This is a genomic window from Paenibacillus sp. ISL-20, assembly GCF_018613005.1.
Taxonomy (GTDB): Bacteria; Bacillota; Bacilli; order Paenibacillales; family Paenibacillaceae; genus Paenibacillus_AQ.
This window is the reverse complement of sequence record NZ_JAGGRD010000077.1, coordinates 1-25,695: the sequence shown is the minus strand read 5'-3', so window position 1 is coordinate 25,695 and position 25,695 is coordinate 1. Positions and strand designations below refer to the sequence as shown.

Genomic DNA, 25,695 nt, shown 5'->3' with positions numbered 1-25,695 from the left:
ACTCGAAGTTATGAACAAGAGCTTAGCGGATGATGCCAGGGCTTATTATCCACCTGGTCATGTTCAATTGAATTGGGCATTTGATCCAGCCGAAGGCCAACAGTTTGTAGAATTAAATTCCAAAACATTCGCACAATTATATCAAGACGTTGAAACTACGCCAGGACAAACGGTTTATTGGCGTTTAGCCCACAGAGGTGTATTTGGCGCTGATACAATGGCAGTAAAAATTGGCTCAAACACCACTGCACCAGGAAACTTGCCTACCGTTGAGACTATTAAAACAGATAAAAATGGATGGAAATATTATTCAGGTAGCTATACGGTTCCTGCTGGTCAGACCATTACACGTTTTGGGTTCGAAGCCATTTCATCATCTACTGGAGAAACAAATCATGGCAACGTCCTAGACGACATCTTCCTCGGAACAGAGCCTTGTGTAGTCACGGAAAAGACGGTTTCTCCAGAGGGTGAGGCATCTGCGGGACAAGAATTAACGTATGAAGTAACCGTCAAAAATAATGGCGGCGACATCGCGGCAAACGCAATTTTTGAAGACAGCATTCCTACTGGAACGGAATTTGTTCCCGGCTCCATCCTGGTGGACGGCCAACCGGTCGACGATTCCCACTATGATAGCAGCAGCAACATGATCGTGATCGATTTGGGCGACTTGCCGAACGTTACCCAATTGCCGCAAGGGAAAACCATTCAATTCAAAGTGAAGGTTTTGTCCGGCTATGGGGGCACCGTAGCGAAGAATCAATCCTTAATCAAATACGACAACCTGTTGAAGAACGTAACGGAAGAAGCGGCTTCGAATGAAGTAAGCACGTCAATTAGTGGGGCACCAAATGCATGTTCCGCTCCGGTAGCGTTGATTAATGGTAGTTTTGAAGAACCACCTGCAAGAATGCCAGGGGATACAGGTTCTCCAGGATCTGAACATGCATGGCAGTATTTTCAGGAACATGAAGTTCCAGGTTGGAAAACATCAGCCTCTGATAAATTTATTCAAATTATGAAAAATGAGTTTATTTATTCAGGGATGGAGATTAACCCTCCTCATGGGAATCAATATGCTGAGTTAAATGCGGAACAAGTATCGGCATTGTATCAAGATGTTGAAACGACGCCAGGCCAAACCATTTATTGGCGATTGGCTCATAGGGGGCTTCTGGGTGTCGATACAATGGCTGTACAAATAGGTTCGGCGGATATTCCATTAGATCAGCTACCGGTAATCCAGCAGATAAGTACTGGAAATACTGGATGGGAATATTATTCGGGATCCTATGCAGTACCAGCAGGCCAAACAACAACAAGGTTTGCCTTTAACTCCGTAGATGCAGCTGGTGGAAATCAACGCCTTGGTAATTTATTAGACGATGTTTTCCTAGGCACAGAAGCTTGCGTAACGGCAGACAAATCCGTTTCCCCTGAGGGAGAGGCATCTGCAGGTCAAGAATTAACGTACGAAGTAACTGTTAAGAACAATGGTGGCGACATTGCAGCAAATGCAATTTTCGAGGACGACATTCCCGTCGGAACCGAATTTGTTCCTGGCTCCATTTTAGTGGACGGCAAATCAGTCGACGATTCCCACTATGATAGCAACCGGGGCAGGATCGTGATCGATTTGGGTGATTTGCCGAACGTTACCCAATTGCCGCAAGGGAAAACTATTCAATTCAAAGTGAAGGTGTTGTCCGGATATGGGGGCATTGTCACAAAGAATCAGGCCTTAATCAAATACGACAACCTGTTGAAGAACGTAACGGAAGAAGTGCCTACGAATGAAGTGAGCACGTCCATCGGTAGCGAAACCAATGTCTGCTCTGCTCCAGTAGCGATGATTAACGGCAGTTTTGAGCAAGGCGCTGTCAGAGGGACTGCTTTTAATGGGTCAGGACTCTATTATTATGAATCCGAAGTGCCCGGTTGGAAGACCACGGATAATGCCACCGGTCAGCCAGTCATTGAGCTATGGGATTGGGCGCGGAATGCTCCTTCAAATGTCAAGAGCTGGCCAGCACCGCCCGATGGGGGAAAATGGGCAGAATTAAATGCTTTTGAAAACGGGATGCTGTACCAGGATGTAAAGACAACACCTGGACAAACCATCTATTGGCGTCTATCCCATATGGGCCGGCAAGGGGTTGACACGATGCAACTTCGTATTGGGGCGGCAACGGCTAACCCTTACGATACCAAAGTTCAACAACAAATCACGGATGGAAACGCGGCTTGGGGAACCTATACGGGCACTTACACGGTCCCGGCAGGACAAACGGTAACCCGCTTCGGTTTTGAGGCCGTAAGTACAGCTGGCGGAAACATAGGAGCAGGCAACTTCATCGATGACATCTTCCTTGGAACGACGCCATGTGTGACGGCCAACAAGACCGCATCTCCACAGGAAGTAAATGCCGGTGATGAAGTAACCTATGAGATTCAGATCAAGAACGAAGGCGGAGACATCGCCGCCGATGCAAGCGTGACGGATCTGATTCCGGTAGGAACGGAATATGTTCCGGGTTCGATGAAATTAATCCAAGGCTCGACCACCAAGGACCTGACGGATGCAGACGATACCGATGGAGGTTACTTCGACGGCAGCAAGGTCAGCATTCAGTTAGGAAACCTGGCAAATACGAACCAATTGGCAAACGGCGTGACCGTGCAATTTAAAGTAACGGTTTTACCAAACGCCGGGAGTCAAGAAATTAAAAACAAAGCTCAAATCAGCTACGAAAACTTATTGACAGGAAATACGGAACAAAAGGAATCGAACGAAACCACAACACCGGTCCGTTTCAATCCTCCTGTTCTAGAGTCCAACAAGACGGCAATCCTTCAAACGAAGGCCGCCGGAAACACGGATGCCGATCATCCTGAAGTGGGAGATACGCTTCGGTACACAATTCAAGCACGGAATACGGTCGATAACAGCTTCGTCAGCAGTCTTGTTATCTCAGACGATATACCTGCTGGACTGCAATATGTACCGGGCAGCATGAAGGTAGACGGCTCTTCAGTAACGGATGCCGAAGGAGATGATGACGGCGGTTTATTTACCGACGGCCAGGTAATCGGATTATTCGGGGATATCACGGATACGGCTTGGCACACGCTTGAATTCGATGCGATCATCGAGTCTGGACAAGCCGGCAAAAATATTCGCAATATCGCTGTCTCTGGCGGCGAGAATGTCAACACGCCGAGCCAAGCCGAGGAAGAAGTTAAGGTCTATCCACGCCATCCGGTTCTGGAATCGGAAAAGATCGCAGAAAACCTGGATGCGGGTAAGACCACATTTGAGGTCGGTGATACGGTTGCTTACACGATTCGGACAAAAACGGTGACGAGCGATACGTATATATCGAATTTGAAGATTACGGATACCTTGCCGGCGGGACTGGAATTTGTACCGGGTACCTTAACAGTAGACGGCGAATCCGTCACCGATGAGGAAGGCGACGATAAAGGTCATTATGTAACCGGCTCTGTTTACGGCGGATTTGGCGACATCTGGGATATGGAATGGCATGAGCTAAAATTCCATGCGACGATCCAAACCGGACAAGCCGGCAAAGATATTCGAAATATTGCATCGGTTAGCGGTGACAATTTCGACGAACCAAGTAGTCCGGAAAAAGAAATCAAAATCTATCCGCGTAAACCGGTCATCGTATCGGAGAAGTCCGCAACGAACCTCGAAGCGGGCAAGGATACGTTTGAAGTCGGCGATACCGCTACCTATTCGATACGGACAAGAACGGTAATAGCCGATACGTATATGGCCAACTTGGTGATATCCGATACGCTACCGGCAGGCTTGGAATATATTCCGGGCAGCTTGAAGGTGGATGGCGTCTCGGTCTCCGATGACAAAGACGCTGATAAAGGCCATTATGACTCAGGTCAGGTTGTCGGTCACTTCGGAGATGTGAAGGATACAAAATGGCATACGCTGGAGTTCCGGGTGAAGATCGTAGCCAGCGCTGGTCAATCGATCCGAAATACTGGCGAAATTACCGGCGACAACATCGACGAGCCGAGCCGGCCAACGGAAGAGATTGTGGTTGTGGACGGCGGCACACCGCCGGTGGACCCACCGGTTGATCCACCAGTCACACCACCCGTGGACCCACCGGTAGATCCAGATCCACCAGTCACACCACCTGTAACACCACCGACTCCGCCTTCACCTGTCATCGAGTCACGAAAAACGTCGAAGGATATCAATGGCGGAAGCATCGCGGTCGGCGATACGATGGAGTATACGATCTCCGCACGCAATACCGTTGCCGGCAGCCATATATCGAACCTCGTAATTGCTGACATCCTTCCGGAAGGGCTGGCGTATGTAGCAGACAGCCTGAAGGTAGACGGCGTCTCCGTTACCGACAACACAGATGGCGACAAAGGCCAATATGTTGGCGGCAAAGTCAGCGGGAACTTTGGACGGATTACAGATACCGAATGGCATACGATCGAGTTCAAGGCAACCGTCAAGGCGGGACAAGCCGGTAAATCGATCGAGAACATTGGTGAAATCACAGGTGATAATGTGACAAGTCCGGAGAAGCCATCGAATGTCATCGAAGTGACGGACAACGAGAACAATGATGGTAACAGTCCGAATCCGGGTGGAACGGGAGATTCAGACGGAGATTCGAATGAAGACCCGAACGGAAATTCGAACGAAGACTCGGATGAAGATTCTAACGGGAACCAGAATGAAGACTCGAATGGAGACTCCGACGGGGATTCGAACACCGGGGCACAAACACCGGACGATCATAACGATTCAACATTGGGTGTATCGGATTCGAATCCACGAGATCCGGCTGAATCCGGAAAACCGGAAGCAACGGAGAATGGGCCTAAATTACCGAATACGGCTACGAATATGTATAGTTATATGTTAGCGGGATGCTTCGTCCTGCTTGCAGGATTGCTTTTGTTGAGAAGAAGAAAAGTATAGCATAACAACAGCTGCCCCCCAAGTGAACCTACTTGGGGGGTAGTTTTATATTTCCCTGTCTCTTGTTAGCCCACCATTCTGATCTGTCACCGCTCTCCCCTCCTCAATACTTATAAGCGGAGCAGCAACACCATATTTAAACGATTTTTAAACGGAACTGCCCGTTCGTTTTAACCTTGATCCGTTACGATAAAAGAAATTGGAGCAACAAGGGAGAGAACGTATGCGAGTATTGGAAATGTTGTTGGTGGCATCCTCCGTTTTGGTGCTGATGGTCTTACTGTTCCGTAACATAATCAACCTGAAGGTTGGTGCTATAGCCAGCATCGCTTGCGGTTACTGTTGGCCGCGCAGCTGCTGTTTGAGGGGTATAGGTGGCAGATGATTCCGGCCTATATCGTCGCCGCTTTGCTCCTCGCCTTTGTCTTACTCAGACGCAGAAAAGTCGGGAAACCGCTGCGTTACACGATATTGGCTCTATCCGTTGTTTTGCTGAGCGTATCGGTTGCCTTATCGGTGCTGCTGCCCGTCTTCCATTTACCTAAGCCTTCAGGCGAGTTCAGTGTGGGGACGGAAACGTTCCATTTTATCGATGCCGACCGGGAAGAAACGTTTACCGAGCAGAAGGACGACAAGCGAGAGCTTATCGTTCAGGTATGGTACCCTGCTGCGGAATCTGGCCGGAGCGCCGAGAAAAATGCGGTGTTCCCTAAGGACAGAGAGCTCTTCCAAGCCTATATGCAAGCTTATTCCGGATATCTGGGCCTTCCCGCTCCTGCCCTCGACTACTGGAAATACAGCCGGGCCAATGCATCTATCAATGCCGATCTGCATCCCGCGGACAATCCGTATCCAGTGGTGCTGCTGTCACACGGCATGGGGGTTGGCAGAATTTTACATACTTCGCAGGCTGAACATCTTGCCAGCCACGGCTATATCGTATTCGCCGTCGATCATACTTACAGTACCGTTATGACCGCATTTCCGGACGGGCGCGTGACCGGTTTCCTTACGGAGCAGTCTCAAGAGCGATTATTTGAGGACAGCCGCGCCATTTTAGATGTGTGGAACAAGGATACAGCATTTATTGTGGGTCAGTTAGAGAAGCTGCATTCAGGCGCTATCGCCAGCAAATTCGAAGGAATGCTGGATATGGACAACATCGGCATGTTGGGTCATTCCTTCGGTGGAGCAGCAGCTTTTGAAGCTGTATATTCCAACCCTCGAATCAAGGCCGGCGTGAATATGGATGGCACGTTGTTCATCACGAAGGATCGGGACGACATGAAGAAACCGTTTATGTTCATGGAATCCGAAGATTTTATGAATGTGAACGAGCAGCAGGCGAAATACCGCAAAACCCCAGCCACAGATGCTGAGCTCAAGGAGCTCCGATTAACGCGAGAACAATTCGACACCATTCTAGCGAATCGGGAATTGGAACTGAAGCTGATGGACCGTCTATCGCAACAAAGACAAGGACGGACCATTTATATCGAAGGAGCCGGACACTACAATTTCACCGATCTTCAGCTGTACTCTCCCCTTATCGGACTAACCGGCATGATGGGAAGCATTAATGGAGCAAGGGGCGCGGAGATCGTGAACCGCTATGTTTTGGAGTTTTTCAACCAGCATCTGCGCGGAATCGAGAGTAAGCTTCTGGCCGGTCCCACTGAGGACTATCCGGAAGTAAAATATCCGAACTCGGTTTTTCAAGGAGATTAGATTGAAAGAGAAACGCTCTTCGTATAACGGAGGGCGTTTCTTTATGGGCAATGTAGAGTTCTTGTAGAGATTATCATGATACAATCTCCATCAAATTCAACCCTACCATATGGAGGAAAAATAACAACCCAAGAAAAGACTGCTAATTCCTTTAATAGGTTAGAAATCATAAAATGAGAGGATGGGGAAATTGATCAAGCTTTTTAAGAAAAAACAGGTAGCGTTATTCCTGAGCAGTATCCTGATCATTGGCGGTTTACCGGCAGGATTAGCTCCGAATGTAGTTAGCGCTGCTGAACCGCAGGAGGCTTTAATCACCACATCAAGTGAAATCACCAGCTACAATTATATTGAAAATACAACGAAACCATTGAAAGTAGTTATAGATCCGGCAATTACGGTTTATGACTCGACGTACACGCAGGACTTGAAAGCCGCTACGGTGGTTATTGAGAATCTCCAAGACGGCGACCAATTGGATTTTGAAGAAGCAGGAGTAATAAAAGGAGCCTATAATTCTGATAATGGGATCTTGACGTTAACAGGCACTACTTCTTTTGAAGGCTATACGGAGGCATTGTCCAATGTCAAATTCTCGACAATCTCCAATGTAACATCTGACAGAATCATCAAGTTTACGCTCGGTGATGCCCTTCCTTATGAAGCTAACGGCCATTTTTATAAATATGTTGATAAAGGCAAAGGAAACTCAATTACTTGGGATAATGCGAGGAGCGAGGCCGAGGCTAAGAACAGTGAATATTTCGGACGTAAAGGGTACCTCGTTACGATTACAAGTCTAAAAGAAAATACCTTTGTACAGGAAAAGACATTAGGTATCGGTTGGATTGGTGCAAAAGATATTGAGCGGGATGCGAATACACCTAAAAAAACAGGTGACTGGCGCTGGGTAACGGGGCCGGAAGGCTTGGATAATGGCGGGCAAGGTACGCAATTCTATCAAGGCTATACAGGCAGCGGAAAAGATCTTTTGTATACCAACTGGGATAGTGGCGAGCCAAATGACTATGGTGGAACAGAATTCGTTGCCCATATTTTTGGACCCGATGATAGACCAGGGAAATGGAATGATTACTCTCCAACCAATCCATCGGTTGTGGGATACATTGTTGAGTACGGCGGCATGCCAGGCGACAACGATGTTCAGATCAGTGCTGAGAAGACCCTTTCTTTTGTCAATGTTACCGAGCTTACAAAAGCCAAAGCGGTAGCAGATCAATTAAAAGAAGAGGACTATGCTGAGACCGAATGGCGTGAATTTGAAAAAGCTTTGGAAGCTGCCAATACGGTCATTGAAAATCGCAGTAAAACCCAAGGCGAAGTAGACACAGCCCTGGAAGCGCTGAAAGATGCGCAAGAGCAGCTGAAGCCCCGGGTTACAATCACGGAGCCGAGCGGCGATACCGTATATGTGTCCAAGCCTGAGTTTAAGGGTGCGGCCGTAAAAGGTGCAACCGTCACCGCAGCTGTTTATGATAAAGACGGCACCCTTATCGGTACTCCTCAGGTCCAAATGAATCCGGATGGTACATGGAGTTTTGCACCTGACCAAGAGCTGCCTGATGGCGACTATGTGGTTGAAGTGACTGCTGAAAAAGACGGCAAGACAAGCACGGAAAAGAAAAATGTGACAGTAGATACCACAAAACCGAATGTACAGATCACTGAGCCAAGCGGTGAAAAAGTCAACGTGGCCAAACCGGAATTCAAAGGTATCGCGGACAAGGATGCAAAGGTCATCGTTGAGTTGAAAGATGAGAGCGGCAAGGTAGTTGAGCGCCGCGAAGTGGAAGTCGACAGTAATGGAAATTGGAGCTTCACTCCGTCCGCTGATTTAACGGACGGTAAATACACAGTCAATGTAACGGCAGAGAAACATGGCAAAGTGTCCACGGACACCAAGAACGTTACGGTAGACGCAACAGACGAATCACAGCTATCGGGTCTCGAGCTAAAGCGTGGGGATGGAACACCGATTGCGATCTCTCCGGCCTTTAACGGGGGAGTAACCGATTATCAGGCTTCCGTGACCCAAGATGTATACAATACAACCGTAACGCTGGCGACTTATGACCCGAACGCCACTATCGAAATCTCGCTTAATGGCGGGGCATGGCAAGGAATTCCTAACGGCTCTGCAAGTGATGAATTGCCGTTAGCATTCGGCACCAATACGATTGTTGTGAAGGTAACGGATTCCCAGGGAAATGTGACGGAATATACGCTGACCATCACCAGAGGATCCAATGACAATAACAACAATAATAATAATGGAGGCAACAGCGGAGGCAGTACAACACCTTCTACACCTCCTTCTACGCCGCCTGCGACTACTCCTCCCCCAGCGGACCCTGGTGTGAATACGTCCGTGAACGGTAACAACGGTGGGTTTGCCACAGGGAAGACAACCATTTCTGAAGGTAACAAGCAAACTTCCGTACTGGTAAACAGAGATAAGCTCGGAGACATATTATCGAATGGAACAGGTCAGAAGCTATCCATTCAATCTCCGAATGATGGAAATATGCAGGTTGATGGTTTAACGGCTGCGGACATTCGTTTGTTAGCTGATAAGGGAGCAAGCCTTGATATCGGGAATCCGTTAGCTATCTATCCGGTGCCTAGCAAGCAATTGAACTTGAATTCAGTGTCCGGGCAGCTGGGAAATGCGGCACTCAACGATATCGCAGTTCATATCGACATTAAACGCTCCTCGGAGACTTTGAGAAACAATGCCAAGAACAAAGCAACATCGGCGGGCTACCAGCTGCTGGTTGATCCGGTCGACCTGGATATGACTTTTAGTCAAAATGGTAAGACCGTGAGATCCGGGCAATTGAACGGATATGCTCCGAAATATATCGCTTTGCCAGAAGGCATCGACCCGAATCGAATTACGACAGGCGTTGTGGTCAATCCGGATGGATCGGTATATCATCTGCCAACCGTAGTTACAAAGATTGGGGATCGTTATTACGCACAGATTCATGATTTACGAAGCAGTGGTTCGTACTCGGTTATCTGGAATCCGCAGGATTTTGATGATGTGAGAACACACTGGGCTCAAACGGAAGTGAATAACATCTCTGCTCGCCTTGACTTGAAAGGAAATGGCGGCAACATCTTCGCTCCGAATCGAAATGTGACCCGGGCTGAATTTGCGGAGATTGTTGTATTGGGTCTTGGACTGATGCGTCAGGAAGAGCCAAAAACAACATTTGATGACGTATCAGCAACAGCCTGGTACCACAATGCTATTTCGATTGGAAGTGAATTCGGTATCGTGTTGGGTTATAACGACGGCGCGTTCCGAGGCAACCAGACGATTACAAGAGAAGAAGGAATGGCGATGATCGCTCGAGGTTATCAATTAATCAAGCCAGGCCATGCGATTAGCGAAACGGAAATTAGCAGACTGCTTGCAGGGTACGAAGATGCGTCCCAAGTAGCAAGATGGGCCAAACCTTCCGTGGCAACCCTGCTGTCAGCAGATATTGTCCAAGGAAGCGGAGATAAGGGATTGACTCCGAAATCCTCGATGACGCGGGCTGAAACGGTAGCCTTGATGCAGCGTCTGCTGCAAGTTACGAATTTAATCGATTAAATCAATAAATATGAGTCAATGACCCGCAAGAGGCACTTTGGAAAAAGTGATCGCTTGCGGGTCATTTTTGTTCGATAATCAGACATCGAAGCTCTCTGTTCAGTTTTTGTCTATTTGCCTCGTTTATAATGAGAATCGATTTAAATTATTTAGGAGGTAGATTATGAACACGTCTTTTAAAAAGTACGCTGCCGAATTCATTGGAACATTGGTGCTTGTTCTGTTTGGCTGCGGCAGTGCCGCTACGGCGGGAGGAGAGCTTGGCCATTTGGGAATCGCATTGGCATTCGGGCTGTCTATCGTGGCGATGGCCTACGTCATCGGTCCGATTTCGGGATGTCATATCAATCCTGCGGTTTCACTTGCCATGCTCATTAGGCGTAAGCTAACGGGTACCGACTTCATCGGGTACGTTGTTTCGCAAATTGCTGGTGCGATTGGGGGCGCCGCTATTCTGTACGCCATCATCGTCTCAGCCGGTATGCCCACAACGGGGCTCGGTCAGAATGGTTTCGGCCCTGGGTATGGGATCGGGATTTCAACCACCATGGCATTCGTTGTCGAAATCATTTTAACCTTCGTATTTATCTATACGATCCTGGGCGTGACCTCTACGGAGAGCAACGGAAATGTAACCGGCCTTGTGATCGGACTGACACTCGCTTTCGTACATATTTTAGGCATAGCCTTAACTGGAACATCCGTTAACCCTGCAAGAAGCCTGGGACCGGCACTTCTCCTTGGCGGGCAGGCCTTATCCCAAGTGTGGGTGTTTCTGATCGCCCCGCTTGCCGGCTCAGCGCTGGCCGTTGCTGTATACCAGCTACTGAACAGCAAGCCTAAGGGGAAACAAGTGTAACATGTTGAGCATAAGGGGCGTCTTTCATGTGTGCCCGATTTCATGAATAGACGACAACACGACAAGAAAGCCGGCATCGGCCCTCGAATAAAGGGCACGATGTCGGCTTTTAACTTAACGGCCAAACTCCTTATTGAATATATTATCGTGAGCCTCCGCAACTTCCGGGGCTACCGAGTTAATGGCTGTTACCAAAATATGCTTCCCGCCTACAGGTCCGAAGGCTCTCGTCTCAAATCCGAAAGTTCCGCCGGCATGCCCCCAATAGGATTGCCCGTCCGATGTTTTTCCTTCGTAAATCCCTAGGCCGAATTTACCTATAGGTGAATCTACTGCCGTGAGCATCTGGTCCATCATCTCTTGTTTCAGAAGCTCTCCGCCTAACAGCGCACTGAAAAAGGTGGTCAGATCTTTGACTGTTGAAACCATGTCACCGGCAGCATTTGCCCATGATTGACTCATTTCAGTCAAATCATACATATGACCCGATCTGTCCATATTATATCCTCTGGCATGTTTACCCGGAATATAGGAGCTATTTTCCATAACGAATGTATCCGTCAGCCCGAGCGGCTCGATGAACCGTTTCCTGATCTGCTCCGCATACGTATCCCCGGTGACCTTCTGAATAATTTGACCGGCTAGCAATGTATTGGTGTTGGAATAGTTCCAGCCTTTCCCTGGCGCATATACAGGCGGCTTTGCAAGTGCCAAGCGGATGAGTTCGTCAACGGAATAATATCGGAATGGATTTTTAGGCAAGGTCATGTCTCGCATATCATCATCTGTATAACTCGCAATCCCGCTTGTATGGTTCAACAACTGACGAATCGTAATTTGGTTGCCGTCATATCCGTTACCCTTTACGACCCCCGGTAGCCATTGTTCTACCGAATCATCCAAATTTAATTGTTTCTCCTCAGCCAACTGCAATACAACGGCAGCGGTGAACGTCTTCGTGATGCTTCCAATACGGAAGGAAAAATCCGGTTCTACCCGGCTTGGTACTTCGTAACTGGCTGTACCTGTAGCGTAGGACCAGCGTTGCCCATCCTGCAGCCCACCAGCCACGACACTTGGGACGCGTTTACTTGTTACCACTTCGTCCATGACGCGTTTGACATCTTCCCTATGTTTACTATTCTTTTCCTTTTCCGTGAGTTCTTTTTTGGCTTCTACTGCGAATTCCGACGCTAAAATATTGTTGATATGTTTCTCCGCGTCTCCCAGTACATTGATATTGATCGAGATCACATGTTCACCGTCTTCCGTTCCGCCAGCAAAGTTGGTAAATCCAGGAATACCTCCGCCATGTCCCCATACGCCGGTGCCGTTAGGCATCTTTGTTTGATGTATGCCAAGTCCATACGGCCCAAATGGAGAATCGGCTGTGCTGGTCAGCATCTCCTTCTTCATCTCCGGTGTCAACAGCTTGCCGCCAAGTAAGGCACGGAAAAACGTCGTCATATCTTCCCCTGTCGAGATCATTTCCCCGGCGGCATTAGTAAATGATGGGTTAAATAGCGTAATATCTACTAATTTATCTCCCATGTCCAAGTAGCCGCGGGCATTTTTTTTCGGAATATCCATCGAGTTGCCTGGAAGGAACGTTTCTTTCAATTGAAGCGGTTCAATAATACGCTTCTTAATCTGCTCCGCATAGGTTTCACCGGTAGCTTTCTGGATAATAAGCCCCATAATAACCGTATTTGTGTTTGAATATGACCAGCCCGTTACGGGCTTTTGCTCCAAGGCTCGGTCAATTAACTGTTCGGCTGTATAATTATCGCCTGGATTCGTAAGTAATTTCGTTCTAAGCTCTGGCGTCAAGTAGTCTGGAAGTCCGCTTGTATGATTCAACAATTGACGAATCTTAATCTTATTTCCGTCAAATCCATTACCGTGCACAAGCCCCGGAAGCCATTTCTCCACCGTATCATCGAGGCTTAGCTTCTTTTCGCCGGCAAGCTGCAAGGCAACCGTAGCGACAAACGTCTTCGTTGTACTTCCAATCCGGAAAGCGGAGTCGGCGTCCACCTTATGGTTCCTTTCGATATTCGCTTCACCGGAGGCATATGACCAGCTCGCCGTTCCTTTCTTTACGGTAACAATAACGCCCGGAATATGGTCGGCATTGGCAGCTTTATCGATCGCTTGTTGGGTTGGCGTCTTAACTGCCGCATGTACAGTTCCATAAGCGGGGAATACCAGGGTACCCGCCAATATGGCTGTTAAAGTAAGCGCAGCTCCTTTTTGAGTGGTGAATGGTTTCATAATGCATCGCTCCTATTATTTTGGAATGTTGTGTTGCTTCACTCCTTCACCCTACCCCCGAAGTTGTTAAATCGGACAGTGATAAAACCGCCAAGCTTTGGATGACATCGTACTTGGACCCGTCAAATATCCCGTATGACAAAGTGTCAACTGTTCATGTGACGTGCTGGCTGCAGCCAAGTTCTAACAACCTTCTCCATTGCTTGACGGATCGTGAAGTTATGGTGCATGATAGGTCTGAATTATTTGGAAATTGGTTTGCAAATAAATACAAGCAGGTGTGCATAATCCGTGTTCTCCATAATGAAAAAATGGTTCTGGTATGATTGGTTACTTGTAGCCATACGAACGCTTTGGCTGGTTATTATCGTAAGCACTGCTTTTGTCAATCCGTCATTGATCCATGCGCCGGTTTGGGTTGTACTTTCTCTTGCTTTGGCCGTTTACCTCATTCCATTAACGGTACGCTGCAGAAAAGAAGAACGGTATCTTGCAGTCGAAGTCACAACAGCGGGCTTGTTCCATCTCTATTTAGCCTACGCAGCGCCCGAATTGCTGTGGTCTTTCATTCTATTTGTGATGATTATCAGCTTGACGAGCAGTCGAAGAAGCTATGTGTGGACAGGAATCCTCTGTGGAATCATATTCCCGATCTTGAACGGTTGGATGGCTAATCGCCTCCCGTATGAATATATCGTTAACTGCAGCCTTGGTTTTGCCATCGGCTTCGCGTTTAATATATTAATTCAATCCCATAAGCAATCCCGTATTATTCAAGAGCAGAAGCTGTTACTGGAGCAGCATATTAAGCGGATCGAGGAGCTTACGCTGATGGAGGAGCGCAGCCGGCTGTCACATGAACTGCATGACACGATTGGCCATTCGCTTACCTCGCTCATCGTCGGCGTCGAATCACTGCGATCGTCCGTACCGGATTCTCAAATCGAGAGGATCGATTCGCTGGTCGGTATCGCACAGCACAGTCTGGATGATATCCGAAAGCATCTGCACAAACTCTCTCATACCACGTTAAGCCATTCGTTAAGTGAATCGCTGTGGCAGTTAAGCGAAGAGTTTATGAAATCGACAGGTATAACCGTCCATTTCCGTGTGATCGGCAGTGAGACTCTCGTTATGCAAAAAATAAACTTTAGTCTATATCGCTGCCTTCAAGAGTCTCTAACCAACGCCGTTCGGCACGGCCAGGCGAGCGTGATAACCGTTCAGCTGCATTTCGATAGTCAGCAGCTTCGGTTACAAATCGAAGATAACGGCATTGGAATGGAAAACATCCAATTCGGATTTGGGCTCCATGGGATGAAGGAACGCCTTGAACTATTTAACGGCACGCTGTCCGTCCATTCCGGGTCTGGGCAAGGAACTATCGTCATATGTAATATTCCGCTGCAGACAGAGCCTGTACATGACATGATCCGTCTGCTGATCGTTGATGACCAGGCGATCATCACGGACAGCTTAAAGCATAATTTGGAACAGCATGCTGAATTTATCGTCGTGGGTAAGGCTGGGAACGGGCGGGAAGCATTGGAGCATTGTGAACGGTCTCAACCGGATATCGTGCTAATGGATATTCGAATGCAGGGAATGGGCGGGCTTGAAGCTTTGCTTGAGATGAAACAGCGATGGCCTAATATGAAGGTTGTGCTCATGACAACGTTTGAGGATTCCTTGCAGGCAGCAACTGCATTGGAGCGCGGGGCGGAAGGCTACATCCTGAAGTCGATTCATCCGCGGGAAATGAAGGAAGCCTTGAAACTTATTTATAATGGAGGAACCTGGATCGACCAATCCGTCGCCGCGCAAGTCTTCGAAGAGATGAAGCGACAACGTGAGCAGTTGGAAAGAATCGGCTCAAGTCAGGACAACTACCCGTACGGGCTTACGAAACGCGAGATGGAGATTCTGGAGAATCTATCGGGCGGACTGCGCTACAAATCGATCGCCGCCAAGCTATTTTTATCGGAGGGAACGATCCGCAATTACTGCTCGATTCTCTACTCCAAGCTAGGCGTCAACAACCGAGAAGAAGCAATACAAATGGCGCGATCCGAGAATATCGTATAGGTGCTGGAAGCAGCGATTAATTCAATATACAACACTAAAAGGGACCGGATTTCCTCCGGTCCCTTCGTATTTATTCAAGTAACAACAACCCCTAGATTACTTAGGGGTTGTTGGTTTCAACTCTTTCTCTTTATGCTTTTTTTCTTCTTAGCAAGAATAATCCTGCAAGCAGCATGATGCATCCAGCCACTACATAGTTGTACATATTCGTAGCTGTATCCGGCAACTTGTTACCTGTGCCTTTTCTGTCCCCGGACTCTGCGTTCACAGCGTCATTCGAAGTACCGGATTGGCCGGATTGGCCAGATCCATCTGATTCACCAGCTACATCCGTGTCATCCGAACCATTGGATCCTCCGGATTGGTTGGAGTCTGGAGACTTGGAATCCGAATCACCCCCGCCTGGATTGTTCGGCTTATCGGAAGAGGATCCATCGTTCGTATCTCCTGGGACACCTGGATTACTTCCGCTTCCACCACCAATGATGATGTCTTCATATGGATGATACGGTTCGACCAAGTTATCCCCGGTTACTTCACCTACGTTACGGATCGTCTGGCCGGTTTGCCCTGCTATCACTTCAGCCCGGAATACGATGGTATGCCATGCGGTATCCGTAATGTTGCCGAACTGTCCGCTGACTTTCCCGTCGACATAGGAGCCTTTATCGCCATCCTGGGCATCCGTTACGGATTGGCTGTCCACTTTCAAGCTGCCTGCCACATATTTCAGCTCATTCGGCAGCTCGTCCGAAATCTTCAGATTTCTTACAACATCATTCTGTCTGGTATTGCGCGTCCGGATCGTATACTCGATCACGTCCCCGACTTGAATCGTACCGCCATTAAGGTCCTTCACTTCTTTTCCGGATTCCAAGACAGGCGCCGGATCGACAGAAATCGGGTCATTAATCGTGATCTCTTCACTCGGGCGACTTGGGACATTCAGGTTGTCTCCATTGACTACACCAACATTCTTAATGATGTCGCTATGCTCTCCCTTGACAACCTTCGCCTGGAACACCAGCGTATGCCAAGCCGTATCCGTTACGGTTCCAAATCTTCCTTTTACGTTACCGTTCGCGTATTCGCCTCTGTCACCGTCGGCGTTATCCGTTACCGAGACGCCGTTCACTTTCAATGTACCTGTTACGTACTCCAGTTCTTGCGGCAGTTCATCCGAGATCACCATGTTGGTTACCTGGCTGCCGGAAACCGTGTTGCGGGCTCGAATCGTATACTCGATCGTATCTCCGACTTCAATATTGCCTCCATTTAGATCCTGTGCAGCTTTCTCGGATTCAATTACCGGAGAGCGCGGAACTTCACCTGAACCGCCTCCACCACCGTTACCCGGATCGACAGGATCGACTGGCGGATTAACAGGTGGATCGACAGGTGGTTCTGGGTCTACTGGTGGGTCTACTGGTGGTTCCACTGGCGGCTCCACCGGCGGTTCTACTGGTGGGTCTATCGGCGGTTCTGGCTCAACGACAACTTTTTCCGTCGGTGTGCCTGGCTGATCAATATTGTCACCATCCACTAGCGCCGTATTTTGGATTGTCTGACCGCCTTGTCCCGCTTGAATCACAGCCTGGAACTCCAGCGTATGCCAGTTCAGATCCTTAACATCGCCAAATGATCCGTATACTTCCCCAGTTACAGAATAACCAGCGTCGTTGTCTTTCTCATCGGTGACAGGCAAACCATCTACCTTTAAGCTGCCCGGAACGTATTCCAGCCCTGCCGGCAGCGTATCGGTAATCGTCAGATTTTCCAGATACGTATCGTTGACCACACCTCTCACACGAATCGTATAGGAGATGGTATCCCCGACTTCATACGTGGCCTTGGTTACATTCGTATTAGCTGCAAATTTCTCCGATTCAATATACGGATTCCGCGGGTATACTTCCACTTCTGCTCGCGGCCTGTCCGGTGTATCGACATTGTCGCCGTCTGCGGTCGCGATATTGATAATATCCTTACCCGCTTGTCCTGGTTCTACGATCGCTTTAAATTGAACCGTATGCCAGTTCATATCCGAGACGTTGCCAAACTCGCCGACAACTCGGCTTGATGCATAATAACCGCTGTCGTCTCCTTCGGCATCCGTAACAGATACTCCATCTACGGTTAAACTACCCGGTACATATCTCAGTTCTGCAGGAACTACATCAGAGATTTTGAGATTATTCACCGTGCTATCTGTGATCGTGTTTCGGGTCTGAATGGTATACAGCAGCGTATCTCCCACTTCGGCATGCTGCGCGTCCAAGTTGCCTGGTGCCTTTTCCTCAATGCTTACCGTCTTGCCCGACTCTAACAATGGATTCTTATTAACGGTGAAGTCCGTTTCTGCCGTTACTGGATCTAAGCCACCACTTTTTACATTGGCGACATTCTTAATCGTTTTACCAGCTTGACTATCTAAAATTTTCGCTTCAAACGTAACCTTGCGCTCGTCAGTATCAGATACATGACCGAAGTTCACCGTAATTTTCCCGTTATTATACTCAGGAACTGCTTGATGACTTGCGTGTAAGGTTCCATCGATAAGTTCTAATCCTTCAGGTATTTCATCTTCGATGGTTACATTCTTCGCTACGGTCCCATCGACTGTATTTTTCGCAACAATCGAGTATACAACCGTGTCACCGACTTCATAATAGGGCTTGTCTTCTTTGTTTTTTACACTCTTGTTAATGACTAATTCAGGAGGAATGACTTCTAATGCTACTCCCCAAAAATGCGGAAGGTACGCATCGGTGCTAGTGCTATTAGAATTTATAGGTTCTGCGGTAAACGTATGATCTACACGATCTAACCCTGCTGGAAAAAACGGTGAACCGTTAAAATCATAGTTATATATATCCGTGTTAGCTGGCGTTCGATCCGGATTTCTTGTACTTACATTTTGTCCGTTTTTTGTGATGCTTCCATTCCAAAAGTTAAATTCTTCTCTAGTACTATCACTCACATACGAGTCATTAAGGACTTGGTTATCTTTAAAGGCAGTCATTTTATATTGGTCATTGATGATCGTTCGATTTCCACCGTATACACCAACAACCATACTCCCCTTTAAACTACCCGCTTGCTTTGTGAGCATAGGCTGATCGGATAAAGTGGCTGTGAAGCTTTTATTGGGAGCAGGAACAATGCCATTATAATAATTTAATTTTGTAATCATTGGTGGTAAATTCTCATTTTTTTCGACCAATACGATATCCCAATTGGCTAAAGCATCGGCGCCCCAAGGAAGCTGCAACGGATTTCTCAGCTCCAAGTTTTTCCCCCAGTAATGTCCGGCGCCTTCTTTTTTAACAAAGTCTGTAATATCATATACACCATTAATGCTTTGATCCATAAAGAACCTTCCGCCCTTTGGTCCTTGGATAAAGGTTCCTAACTCGGTGTCTGTTGAACTTTTGATATTATTAGGAGAAATATAAAGGAATGCCGTTTGAACTTCCCCATTAGGTACATATTCCATTGAGCTGCTGCTGTAAGTTAATGGATCATTATCTGCATCAATGTATCTGCCCTTTATTTTGGGATCATTTGAGACATCATAGCCATATACGTTACTACCGCCAATAGCTTGAAGATGATAGAAGCCAATTTTATCGAATAATGTAATCTCATTTTTTCCATTAAAGGGATACGCAAGTACTTGACTTGAATACATATCTCCTTCCGCTGCTGCTGCAGTACGGGTCATGGAAGGTAGTATACCGCTGGAAATCAGCAGCGCTACCATTAAGCATGTTATTATGTAATGAAGCCTTTTCGTCACTGTTTTTCCCCCTTATGCTTCCGGATTATTTCCGTTAATTGCACAAATCTCGTTAACCATCGATTAAGTCGCAAGGTCCATCTTCTTATCTTTAACCCATTTCTATTTTAAAAAAATATGCATTCCCCCTGTAATTGGAAACTGACAAAGCTACCAAATCAGGTATATAACAATCTTTCATACCTTAAAAAACAAAAAAACCTTCGTCTCAAATTTACATGAATAGAAAAAATGGACGGAGGCTTCCGTCGTATTCGGCAGCTGGCTAGCCTTGTGTTTATCCTTCACACATTAGCCCCTGTAGCTTTGCGTCACCACCTTTCGGTGGGTTTGCTATTGTCGTACGATGTATTAAATTAGCGATAAAATGTATAATTTTACTATACGTTTCATTCCTATTTGTGTCTATAATCCTTACGGCCTGAACATAACCCTTTACACGTCGACTCGGAATGAGCACTGAGTCACTTTTTGACCTGAATTTATTCTCCGGGATGGAAGTCAATCAGATATAAAGAACCTCTTTCCATTTTTGAAATTGGGACTAATGGCTTAATAAAAAGAGGGCACAAGATAAAATAGTCCCCTTCATAAAATTACATGTACTTCGTCTCGCTGCGCACATAAAAAGTTACCTTTGTCCCTTTACCCAACGTGCTTTTGATATGGAGTCCTGTTCCGAAGTGCCTCTTTAAGCGCTGATCCGTATTGATCAGGCCGACTCCCGAGCTACGGTCTGCTTTTCTTTCCAATATCCGCTGCAATTGAACTTCATCCATTCCGATCCCATTGTCTTGAACCGTTATCTCTGTATGCGTGTCATGGACAGAAATTCGAATATGTATTTCCCCTCCGCGAGTACGCTTCATAATGCCATGTCTTATCGCATTTTCAACTAAAGGCTGGATCGAAAGGAAAGGGACTTCTAACTCTTCGCAGTCATCTACCTCCCAAACGACCTGCAGCCGCTCTTCAAACCGGACCTTCTCAATATATAGATACGAGCGCACTAGACTTAACTCCTCTTGGATCGAAACAAGTCCATCCGTATCTTGGAACCTAAATTTAAACCGCAAAAAATTGCTGAACTCATCAAGCAAATGACGCATCTTATCCAAATTAATGTCGCTTAAAGCGGTTACGGCACTTAATGCATTGAATAAGAAATGAGGTTGGATTTGCGCTTGCAGCCATGCAGCCTCTAATCGCAATTGGTCCCGAACCGTTTGTTTAATCGTCGTTAGCGCCTCAATCCGCGATCTGATTTCTAATGCTTCCACTGGCTTTGTCACATAATCGTTGGCTCCTGCTAAAAAACCACTTTGGATATCTTTCGGCTGGCTTCTTGCGGTAAGGAGCAACACAGGGAGCTCGGTAAGTGTATACCGCTCTCGAATTCTTCTTGTCAGCTCATAACCCGACATCTGCGGCATCATAATATCGGAGATGACCAGATCCCATTCCTTCGTGTCCAGCATAGCCAATGCTTCTTTACCGCTCGTAGCCATCGTTACATCATAATCGTCAGGCGGTAGTATGGCTTCGAGCACTTGCAGATTGACAGGATCATCATCCACAATCAATAAGAGCGGACGATCACGATTCATTGCAATAAAGGTTGTTTGTTTTGCCACTGGCGGGATGTCCTCTTTTTCCAGAACGGCTGAGGCTGTTTCCTGAGTCGACTTTGCTTGTAATGTTATTGGGTCGAATGAGTTGGAAATCTCCCCCTCATCCTCTGCATTCAGATCCGCTAGCTTTAACGAAAATGTAAACTTCGAGCCTTCTCCTAAAACAGAGGACACCTCTAACGTACCTCGATGAAGTTCAATAAGTTGCTTGCTTATACTTAAGCCCAACCCAAATCCGCCTTCAATCATCGTCTCGCTGGCGCTGGCTTGCTCGTACGGAAGGAATAAGCGTTTCAGCATGTCCTCATCCATGCCGATCCCGGTATCAGCAATAACAATATACGCGCTTCCGTCCTCTGCCAAAGCCTGAATCGAAATGACCCCTTCATTCGTATACTTCACGGCATTATGAAGTAAATTGAAAACAATTTGAATCAGCCGGTTCTCATCCGCTATGACGGGAGGAAAATCCTCAGGAACCTGATTTACAATGTTGACAGACTTCACTTCCGCGTTAAATTGCAGCATATCAATGACTCCCGTTATGATCGGCTGAATCGATATGACTTTTTTCTGTAAACGTGGGTTGCCTTCCCGCAGACTCATCACATCAATCAAATCATTTAATATAAGTGTTAGCCGACGTCCTACAGAGAGTACCGTTTCGAGCTCCTTGACACTTCGATCCTGTAACAAATGTCCTTCCCTGTTCAAAACGGACTGTGACATGTTAAGGATGCTATGGAGCGGATTTTTAAATTCATGAGACGTATTCGCCAAAAATTGATCTTTATGGTCATTCACTCTTTGCAAGGTTGCGGCAATCTCCTTGGTGTTAGCATGCATGTTGAAATAACCCTTAAACCATACAGACGCCAAGCACCCCATCGATATAATCAGGTCAAACGGATAGTGGACAACGCTCAAACCGCTCTCCCGCCAGAATAAAGACCACAGAAAATGGTGAACCAGCGCAAGCATAGAAAAGAGCAGTAACAGATGGCTTTTTATATCCTTGATTACTTTTTTTAAAATGGCTATGATCGTGATTACGGCTGCGACGGATCCCAATAAGAAATAAACCGGGAAGAGCATGATCACCTGATGGGGAGCTAAAAACAACGTAACCGCGGCAGTCCCCAGATTCATTACGGTATAAACAGGATATATCCTGCGCCAGTAAGGGAGTTCACGATGATTCGTACACTCCAACAAAGCATAACATCCGATCATAAAAGCGGCATTGGATAGCCGAAAATCCCAATCACTGCCGATATAAAACAATTGATGAAACAGCTTCTCATCGTTACTAAATAGGCTGGAAAGTGTTACGCATAGTGTCAACAAAGAAAAATAAAGCAGCTTCTTCTCTTTATTTCCTAGTAAAAACAAAATAAGTGCATACACAGAATGCATAAGAAATATAATGGCTCCCAGCGTCTGCATGGAAACGGAAAATTTCATTTCCTTGGCAATGGCTTCTTCTGAACCGAATTTAATGGACCTGGCAATGCCGCTGCCCCGACTGTCCACATAATTTGCCGCCTGAATCACTAAGTCGATGACACCGTTGTCGTCTGCCGTAAAGCTTGTAGAATAAGGCAGGTTCTTCGCCGTATATTCTTCCTTTGTTTTCGCCACCTGCCCGGATTTAGCAAGCAATCGGCCATTTACATATAATTCGGATGAAGTGCGTACGCTGGGTACACGAATACTATAATTAACGTTCTGTTTCGGATTTACTTTAATACGCAGGAGATAGGATGCATAACCATATGGGGTCGGCTCTTCGCTATGTAAAGCTTCATTCCATCCTCCTGGAACCGAAATCAGCTTTGGCTCGATCTTGGCTGACGCACGCTGCCGACGACTACCATCCAGCAACCATTGTGACGGATAAAACTCCCATTCCCCATCAAGCAAGAGAACGCCGCCATCTTCTGCATTCCAATGACGCAAATCTAATTGCCCATTCGTCATGGACACCTGCTCTTGATGAGGTAACAATTCCATCCACACCATGCGCAAGCTCGATAGAATGACTAACAATAACCCAATTAACAAGATCATATGACTCTTTTTCATTTGGTATTTTGGTGAGTCGTTTGCCAAGAAGTATTCCTCTCCTAATCCATTCTAATGTAGGCACTGCTCCATCATTTACGGTTCCAAATAGATATGAAAGAACAACCATTGACGACTTCCATGCCATCAATGGTTGTTTGCGTTGCTTCATTATTTATCGATCAGGTTGGTCACTTTCAGCATTCTTGCCATCAGTGCGGTTACCTCGGCACGCGTCATTTGCGCTTTCGGACTAAGCGCTTCAGGTCCGTTGCCTTGAATAATTCCCGCATTGATCAATTGTGTTACATCCGCTTTTGCCCAAGCCGCTACATTTGCCCCATCCGTATATTGTGCCAGCGTGGATGCGATCTGCTCCTGATTCGGCACATCTTTGGATTGAATCAAACGGTACGCGCGAGCAATCATAGCAAAACCTTGCTCTCTCGTAATTTGCAGACCGCCTTTGAAATTGCCGTCACTATAACCACGAACGATATCAAATTCATTCGCAATGGATACAGCGTCCATATACCATACGGAGGCCGGTACATCAGAGAAATTAGCCTGTGGTGCATCCTGACGCATTAAGCCCAGGCCTAACACGACAATTTCAGCAAATTCGGAGCGTGTGACATGGCGATTCGGCGAGAACGTATTATTGCCGTTTCCTTTAAGGTCAAGTCTTGCTGCAATATTGTTGACATCCTCTCTGCCCCAATGGGATCTTACATCCTCGAAATCCTGAGGATTCCAGATGACCGAGTAGGTGCCGCTGCTGCGAAGATCATTGATGAGCGCGAAGTACCGGTTATCGATTTTTGTTACGACCGTCGGCACGTGGTATACACTGCCGTCCGGATTGACGATCACGCCCGTCGTGATGCGGTTCGGATCTACGCCTTCCGGAATTGCGATGTATTTTGGTGCATAACCATTCAATAATCCCGCTCTATCCGTTTTTCCGTCATGCATAAAGGTCAAATCGAGATCAACCGGATGCACAAGCAGTTCATAACCGCCTTTGGCAGCCTTCTCGCGGGCAAGTTGAGCCAACTCATCGCCCGAACGTTTGATCTTGATGTTAGTGGCAATGTCGCCGATCGGCGCGTTGCCGAACTGTTTGCTAATTGCGTTAACATCGAGTTGTCCTGCTGGAACCGGATAAATGGCCAGCAAGTCTTCGATTTCCAGGCTGGAGCCGGTATCGGCAAGTTTCTTCAGATCTTGGACCGTCAATCCTCGAACTTCGACATCACCGTTACCCGGTACGCGGATGCCCAGTTTCTGTCCTTTGCCGTCCGCAAGAATGCCGGACAGCTTGTCCTTATCAATGGTAACCGTCGTGTTCGTACGATCTCCCGTTTGGTTTACGGTGCCGGAAGCGAACGAAGTATTCGAACCGTTAACGATTGTTATAATGTTTGCTGGTTTCTCACCTATGCCCGGAAGTGGCGTTGTATTGCCAGTGCCCGAGTTGCTGCCTCCGCCAGTGCTGCCACCGCCGGAGTTATCGTTACCGGACGCTCTCGTTACCGTCAAAGTATACTCTTTGAACTTGCCGTCTTGATCCGTAACCTTAACGGTAATGATGTTCGGACCGACATTCAGCGCGAGATAATCGCTGATCTTACCGTTCGGTATCGTTTTCCATTCGCCGTTACCCAACCGAATCTGAATCGAAGCGTCCTGATCTTGCGCCGTTGGCGTCAGTTGCAGTTGATAAACGCTATTCGTTACGCTCATCGTATAGGCATTCTGGTCCGGATTGAAAGCCGGATACAGGCTTCCTACGGATGGAACCAATGATTCCAGCTTGTTGTTGGCTGTTGCAGCACTTTCACGAACGATGGTATAGGTATACTCGTTGATCAGCTCGCCAGCTTTGTTATAAACACCGACTTTAATCTGGTTCTCACCTTCGTTAAGCGGCAGCTTACTCCACTCGTTGGCAGGATATTCCTTACCCTCCACGAAGACTCTCACCAAAGTATCGTCCGGATGTTTCGCCACCGGATTCAGGCTGATGCCGTATACGTCGTTCGTTACCGTTCCGCGATAGTTTTTGTACTGATTCGGATCGAACTCGGGGGTTAGCGTAATCCCCTTTTCGCCGTCTTTGGTAAGGCCGACAAGGTTCAGCTGATCCAATTCCCCGCTGAGTTTCACAAGCTCCTTCTCTGCTTGCTGCAGAGCGGTCAGCGCCTGATCCACTGCTTCTTGCGTCGCGTTGTCATCATTCAGTACGCGATCCGCTTCTTCAAGCACGCGGTTCAGGTTCATCCAACTTTCTTGGGTGTATTCTTTCTCGTTAAGAGCTTTTGCTTCCGTCACTTTCGTTTCGAGTTTCGATTTATCCACAGGTGTCACTCGAACCAACTTGTCCAGTGCTTCTTCCAGCTTCGCAAGCGCCTCATCGACTTCTTGCTGAGTGACATCCGGTTTGTTCAGCACCGCTTGTGCTGCCGTTAGCTCCTCTTGCATCACTTGCCAGCTCTCCGAGGTGTATTCTTTCTCGGTGAGTGCTTGCGCTTCGGTTACTTTTGTTTCGAGTTTCGACTTATCTACTGGTGTCACTCGAACCAATTTGTCCAAAGCTTCTTCAAGCTTCGCAAGTGCCTCATCAACTTCTTGCTGAGT

9 protein-coding genes and 1 riboswitch are annotated in these 25,695 nt (G+C 47.3%); of the genes, 5 read left to right on the top strand and 4 right to left on the bottom strand.

Annotation, left to right across the window (positions count from 1 at the left end; all coding sequences use genetic code 11):
• Window positions 1-10 precede the first annotated feature (10 nt).
• From J7E85_RS32905 to J7E85_RS32890, 4 genes are all read left to right on the top strand, one after another.
• On the top strand, window positions 11-4,990 hold the full coding sequence (locus J7E85_RS32905; protein WP_215164163.1) for an isopeptide-forming domain-containing fimbrial protein: 4,980 nt from the start codon (window positions 11-13) through the stop codon (window positions 4,988-4,990).
• 330 nt (window positions 4,991-5,320) lie between these two features.
• Window positions 5,321-6,718 (top strand): alpha/beta hydrolase family protein, encoded by a 1,398-nt coding sequence (locus tag J7E85_RS32900; RefSeq protein WP_251036224.1) that lies wholly within the window; start codon window positions 5,321-5,323, stop codon window positions 6,716-6,718.
• A 190-nt stretch (window positions 6,719-6,908) separates the two neighbouring features.
• Window positions 6,909-10,343, top strand: coding sequence for an S-layer homology domain-containing protein (locus tag J7E85_RS32895; protein ID WP_215164162.1), 3,435 nt, complete (start codon window positions 6,909-6,911; stop codon window positions 10,341-10,343).
• A 163-nt stretch (window positions 10,344-10,506) separates the two neighbouring features.
• On the top strand, window positions 10,507-11,202 hold the full coding sequence (locus tag J7E85_RS32890) for an MIP/aquaporin family protein (protein ID WP_215164161.1): 696 nt from the start codon (window positions 10,507-10,509) through the stop codon (window positions 11,200-11,202).
• A 114-nt stretch (window positions 11,203-11,316) separates the two neighbouring features.
• Here the strand turns inward: J7E85_RS32890 and J7E85_RS32885 are convergent, their stop codons facing one another.
• Entirely contained in the window at window positions 11,317-13,476 is a 2,160-nt protein-coding gene (locus J7E85_RS32885) for a serine hydrolase domain-containing protein (protein ID WP_215164160.1), read from the bottom strand.
• A 291-nt stretch (window positions 13,477-13,767) separates the two neighbouring features.
• Here J7E85_RS32885 and J7E85_RS32880 point away from each other — a divergent pair, with 291 nt between their 5' ends.
• A complete protein-coding gene (locus J7E85_RS32880) occupies window positions 13,768-15,561 on the top strand; it encodes a response regulator (protein ID WP_215164159.1) in 1,794 nt (597 codons plus the stop codon).
• A 130-nt stretch (window positions 15,562-15,691) separates the two neighbouring features.
• On the opposite strand, the gene J7E85_RS32875 is transcribed toward J7E85_RS32880, so the two are convergent.
• From J7E85_RS32875 to J7E85_RS32865, 3 genes are all read right to left on the bottom strand, one after another.
• Window positions 15,692-19,360 carry an isopeptide-forming domain-containing fimbrial protein gene (locus J7E85_RS32875; protein WP_215164158.1) on the bottom strand — a complete coding sequence of 1,223 codons (3,669 nt, stop codon included), beginning with the start codon at window positions 19,358-19,360 and terminating at the stop codon, window positions 15,692-15,694.
• Between the two features lie 253 nt (window positions 19,361-19,613).
• Window positions 19,614-19,705: riboswitch (cyclic di-GMP riboswitch) on the bottom strand.
• 251 nt (window positions 19,706-19,956) lie between these two features.
• Window positions 19,957-23,076 carry a hybrid sensor histidine kinase/response regulator gene (locus J7E85_RS32870; protein ID WP_251036223.1) on the bottom strand — a complete coding sequence of 1,040 codons (3,120 nt, stop codon included), beginning with the start codon at window positions 23,074-23,076 and terminating at the stop codon, window positions 19,957-19,959.
• 150 nt (window positions 23,077-23,226) lie between these two features.
• Window positions 23,227-25,695, bottom strand: a 2,469-nt coding sequence (locus J7E85_RS32865; RefSeq protein WP_215164156.1) for an S-layer homology domain-containing protein, incomplete at its 5' end; no start/stop codon positions are given.